General features: G+C 76.7%; 4 protein-coding genes. All 4 read left to right on the top strand.

Features of this window, described 5'->3' with window-relative positions:
• The coding region (locus tag ONA70_RS34880; RefSeq protein WP_265010747.1) for a glycosyltransferase family 2 protein at positions 1-710 on the top strand (710 nt) is incomplete at its 5' end.
• A 35-nt stretch (positions 711-745) separates the two neighbouring features.
• Positions 746-2,377, top strand: coding sequence for an HAD-IIIA family hydrolase (locus tag ONA70_RS34875; RefSeq protein WP_265010746.1), 1,632 nt, complete (start codon positions 746-748; stop codon positions 2,375-2,377).
• A 37-nt stretch (positions 2,378-2,414) separates the two neighbouring features.
• Positions 2,415-3,398, top strand: a complete 984-nt coding sequence (locus ONA70_RS34870) for a glycosyltransferase (protein ID WP_265010745.1) — start codon at positions 2,415-2,417, stop codon at positions 3,396-3,398.
• Positions 3,383-4,600, top strand: a complete 1,218-nt coding sequence (locus ONA70_RS34865) for a glycosyltransferase (RefSeq protein ID WP_265010744.1) — start codon at positions 3,383-3,385, stop codon at positions 4,598-4,600. Before ONA70_RS34870 ends, ONA70_RS34865 begins: the two co-directional genes overlap by 16 nt.
• Positions 4,601-4,722 lie beyond the last annotated feature (122 nt).

Raw genomic sequence — 4,722 nt, 5'->3', positions numbered from 1 at the left:
TGACCGACCGGGTCGGCGGCGTGCAGGGCGTGGTCGAGGTGCCGCTGCCCGCCGGCCGCCGCCCCACCGACTGGGAGCGCGGCACCGCCGGCCTGGCCCTCGGGAGGTGGATCACCGCCGACATGGCCTACCGCCGCGCGGCGCTGGCCGCCGTCGACGGCTTCGACGAGCGCTTCCCCCGGGCCTACCGCGAGGACGCGGAGCTGGCCCACCGGGTCCGGCAGGCCGGCTGGGTGCTGGTGCGCGGCCACCGCCGGGTGACCCATCCGGTACGCCCGGAGAGCCGCTGGGTCAGCCTGCGCACCCAGCGCGGCAACGCCGACGACGCGCTGCTGCGCCGGCTGTACGGCCGGGCCTGGCGTACCGACCTCGGCCTGCCCCCGGGGCGGCGGACCCGGCACGTCGCGATCACCGCGGCCAGCGCGGTCGCGCTGGCCGCCCTGGCCCTGCGCGGCGCGGACCGGCCCGGCGGCCGGCGGCATGCCCTCGGCGCGGTGGCCGGCCTGGCCGGGCTGGCCTGGGCGGCCGGCACCGCGGAGTTCGCCCGGGTCCGGATCGCGCCGGGCCCGCGGACCGCCGACGAGGTCGCCACGATGCTGGTCACCAGCGCGCTCATCCCGCCGCTCGCCGTCACCCACTGGGTGCGCGGCTGGTGGCGGGCCCGCTCGACGCCGGCCGGGTCGGTGGTCGGCCCGGAGGCGAAAAGTTGATGTTTACCTCGTTTGCCCTGGGCAACTGGTCCGGCATGACTTCCCCCCGGTCCCCCCTGTACGACGCGGTCCTGCTCGACCGGGACGGCACGCTCATCGAGGACGTGCCCTACAACGGCGACCCGGAGAAGGTCCGGCCGGTGCCGGGCGCACGGGAGGCGCTGGAGCGGCTGCGCGCGGCCGGGCTACGCCTCGCCGTGGTCACCAACCAGTCCGGGCTGGCCCGGGGCTACGTCACCGAGGAGCAACTGCGGGCGGTGCACGCCCGGGTCGAGGAGCTGCTCGGGCCGTTCGACCACTGGGCGGTCTGCCCGCACGACGACACCGACGGCTGCGGCTGCCGCAAGCCGGCGCCGGGTCTGGTGCACGCCGCCGCCCGGGCGCTGGGCACCACGCCCGGGCGGTGCCTGATGGTGGGCGACATCGGCCGGGACATGACGGCCGCGCTGGCCGCCGGGGCCACCGCCGTCCTGGTGCCCACCCCGGTCACCCGCCCCGAAGAGGTCGACGAGGCGCCGGCCGTGGCCGGGGACCTGCCCGGGGCGGTCGACGAGATCCTGCGCCGGATGCGGGCGGTCCAGCCGGTCGTGCCGCGTACCGGGCGGGCCGGGACGGTCCTGGTGGTGCGCAGCGACGCCGCCGGGGACATGCTGGTCACCGGCCCCGGTATCCGGGCGGTGGCGGCCGGCGCGGACCGGGTGGTACTGCTCTGCGGGCCACGCGGCCGGGCGGCGGCCGAACTGCTGCCCGGCGTCGACGAGATCATCGACTGGCCGCTGCCCTGGATCGACGCCCCGGCGCCGCCGGTCGACCCCGCGGACATCCGTGCCCTCACCGACCGGCTCGCCGCCGTCGGCGCGGACGAGGCCGTGATCTTCACCTCGTTCCACCAGTCCCCGCTCCCCCTGGCGCTGCTGCTGCGGTTGGCCGGGATCCCGCGGATCAGCGGTATCAGCGACGACTACCCGGGCTCGCTGCTCGACGTGCGGCACCGGGTACCGGTCGGGGTGCCGGAGCCGGAGCGCGCGGCCTCGCTCGCCGCCGCGGCCGGGTTCGCGCTGCCCGAGGGGGACGAGCCGGTGCTGCGGCTGCGCGACGACCTCGGCCTCCCCGGCCGGGCCGGCACCGCCCCGCGGATCCCGGCCGACGGCGGGACCGGACGCGACCTGCCCGCGGGCGACTACGTGGTGGTGCACCCCGGCTCGTCGGTGCCGGCTCGGGCCTGCCCCGCACAGCGGTGCACGGAGATCGTCGCCGCGCTGGCCGCCGACGGGCACCGGGTGGTCGTCACCGGCGGTCCCGACGAGCGGGCGCTGACCGCCCGGGTGGCCGCTGCCGGCGGTACCGACCTCGGCGGGGCGCACGACCTGGCCGGGCTCGCCCGGATCCTCGCCGGCGCCCGCTGCCTGGTGGTCGGCAACACCGGTCCGGCCCACCTCGCCGCCGCGGTCGGCACCCCGGTGGTCAGCCTCTTCGCCCCGACCGTCCCGTTCGGACAGTGGGGGCCCTACCGGGTGCCGACCGTACGCCTCGGCGACGCCGGGGCGGCCTGCCGGGACACCCGGGCCACCCGCTGCCCGGTGCCCGGCCACCCCTGCCTGACCCGCGTGGACCCGGCCGAGGTGGTCGCGGCCGTCCGCCTGCTCGCCCCTCCCCCGCCCCGCTGAACCGGCCCCCTTCCCCCGAACCGTGACGAGGAGAGAGATGAACGTTCTGCTGTGGCACGTGCACGGCTCCTGGACGACGTCGTTCGTGCACGGGAGGCACCGCTACCTGGTGCCGGTCACACCCGACCGGGGCCCGTACGGGCTGGGCCGGGCGCGGACGTACGACTGGCCGGCGAACGCCGTCGAGGTGGCCCCGCAGAAGCTGCGGCAGGCCGAGGTCGATCTGGTGATCCTGCAACGGCCGGAGGAGCTGGAGCTGGCCGAGCAGTGGCTGGGCCGGCGCCCCGGCCGGGACCTGCCGGCGATCTACGTCGAGCACAACACCCCGAAGGGCGACGTGCCGAACACCCGCCACCCGATGGCCGACCGGGACGACCTGCTGCTCACCCACGTCACCCACTTCAACGAGCTGTTCTGGGACAACGGCGCCACCCGCACCGCCGTGGTCGAGCACGGCATCGTGCCGCCCACCGTGGAGTGGACCGGCGAGCTCGACCGGCTCGCCGTGGTCACCAACGAGCCGGTACGCCGCTGGCGGGTCACCGGCACCGACCTGATGCCGCGCTTCGCCGCGGTCGCTCCGTTGGACGTCTACGGCATGGGGGTGGCCGGACTGCCCGAGGCGCTCGCCGCGGCCGGCGCCCCCGGGGTGCCGGTGACCGGGCACGAGGACGTGCCGCAGGGCCGGATGCACACGGAGCTGGCCCGCCGACGGGCGTACCTGCACCTGTGCCGCTGGACCTCCCTCGGGCTGAGCCTGATCGAGGCGATGACCATCGGCATGCCCGTGATCGCCCTGGCCACCACCGAGGCGGTGGACGCCGTGCCGCCCGACGCGGGGGTGCTCTCCACCCGGGTGGATTCGCTGGTCGAGGCGGCCCGCTGGCTCGCCAAGGACCGCGACGCGGCGTACCGCCTGGGGGCGCGGGCACGCGAGGTGACGAAGGAACGGTTCGGGCTCGACCGGTTCCTCGCCGACTGGGACCGACTGATGGAGGGGGAAACATGCGCATCGCGATGATCTCGGAGCACGCCAGCCCGCTCGCCGTCCTCGGCGAGGAGGACGCCGGCGGCCAGAACACCCACGTGGCGGAACTCGCGGCCGCGCTGGTCGGCGAGGGGCACGACGTACGCGTCTACACCCGCCGCGACTCCGCGACCCTGCCCGAGGCGGTGTCCACCCTGGACGGCTACCAGGTGTGCCACGTGCCGGCCGGACCGCCCCGGCGGGTGCCCAAGGACGAGTTGCTGCCGTACATGGGGGAGTTCGGCAGCTGGCTGGCGGACACCTGGCGGCGCGGCGACTGGACCCCGGAGGTGGCGCACGCGCACTTCTGGATGAGCGGGCTGGCCACCGTGCACGCCGGCCGGCGGACCGGGGTGCCGACGGTGCTGACGTACCACGCCCTGGGCACCGTGAAGCGGCGCCACCAGGGTGCCCGGGACACCAGTCCACCAGGGCGGATCGGCTACGAGCGGGCGCTCGGCCGGGCCGTCGACCGGGTGGTCGTGCAGTGCGAGGACGAGGTCCGCGAGCTGGTCCGGATGGGCGTACCGCGGTCCCGGATGGCGCTGGTCCCGTCCGGCGTCAACCAGGCGGTGTTCCGCCCGGACGGCCCGGTCGCGCCGCGCGACCCGGCCCGGCCGCGGATCCTCACCGTCGGCCGGCTGGTGGAGCGCAAGGGCTTCCTGGACGTGGTCCGGGCCCTGCCGGCGGTGCCGGACGCCGAGTGCGTGCTGGTCGGCGGCCCGCCGGCCGACCTGCTCCCCGCCGACTCGTTCGCCCGCCGGCTGCACACCCTCGCCGAGTCGTGCGGCGTCGCCGACCGGATGAAGCTGGTCGGCGCGGTGCCCCGCGAGGAGATGGCCCGCTGGTACCGCTCGGCGGACGTGCTGGTCGCGGCCCCCTGGTACGAGCCGTTCGGGCTCACCCCGCTGGAGGGCATGGCCTGCGGCGTCCCGGTGGTCGGCACCAACGTCGGCGGCATCGCCGACACCGTTGTCGACGGCCTCACCGGCGACCTGGTGCCGCCGCGCGACCCGCGCGCGCTCGGCACCGCCATCCGCCGGCTGCTGACCGACAAGCTCCGCCAGTTCGCGTACGCCACCGCGGCGCTGGACCGGATCCGCAGCCGGTACTCCTGGAAGCGCTGCGCCGAGCAGCTCGGCGCGGTCTACACCACGCTGGCCACGGTCGCCCGGCCCGCTCCGGCGGTGGCCTGATGGACCGGCGGGAAACCCTCGACGCGCACCTGTCCGGGCTGGCCGCGGCGCTGCTGCCGTACCGGCGGGAGGCGGAGCGGCTGGCCGACTGGGGCACCGAGCTGGCCTGGACCCTCGCCCGG

It is taken from the genome of Micromonospora yasonensis, from assembly GCF_026013475.1.
In the GTDB taxonomy this organism is placed as follows: Bacteria; Actinomycetota; Actinomycetes; order Mycobacteriales; family Micromonosporaceae; genus Micromonospora; species Micromonospora yasonensis.
Note: the sequence above shows the minus strand (reverse complement) of the source record. Positions and strands in the feature narration are given on the sequence as shown.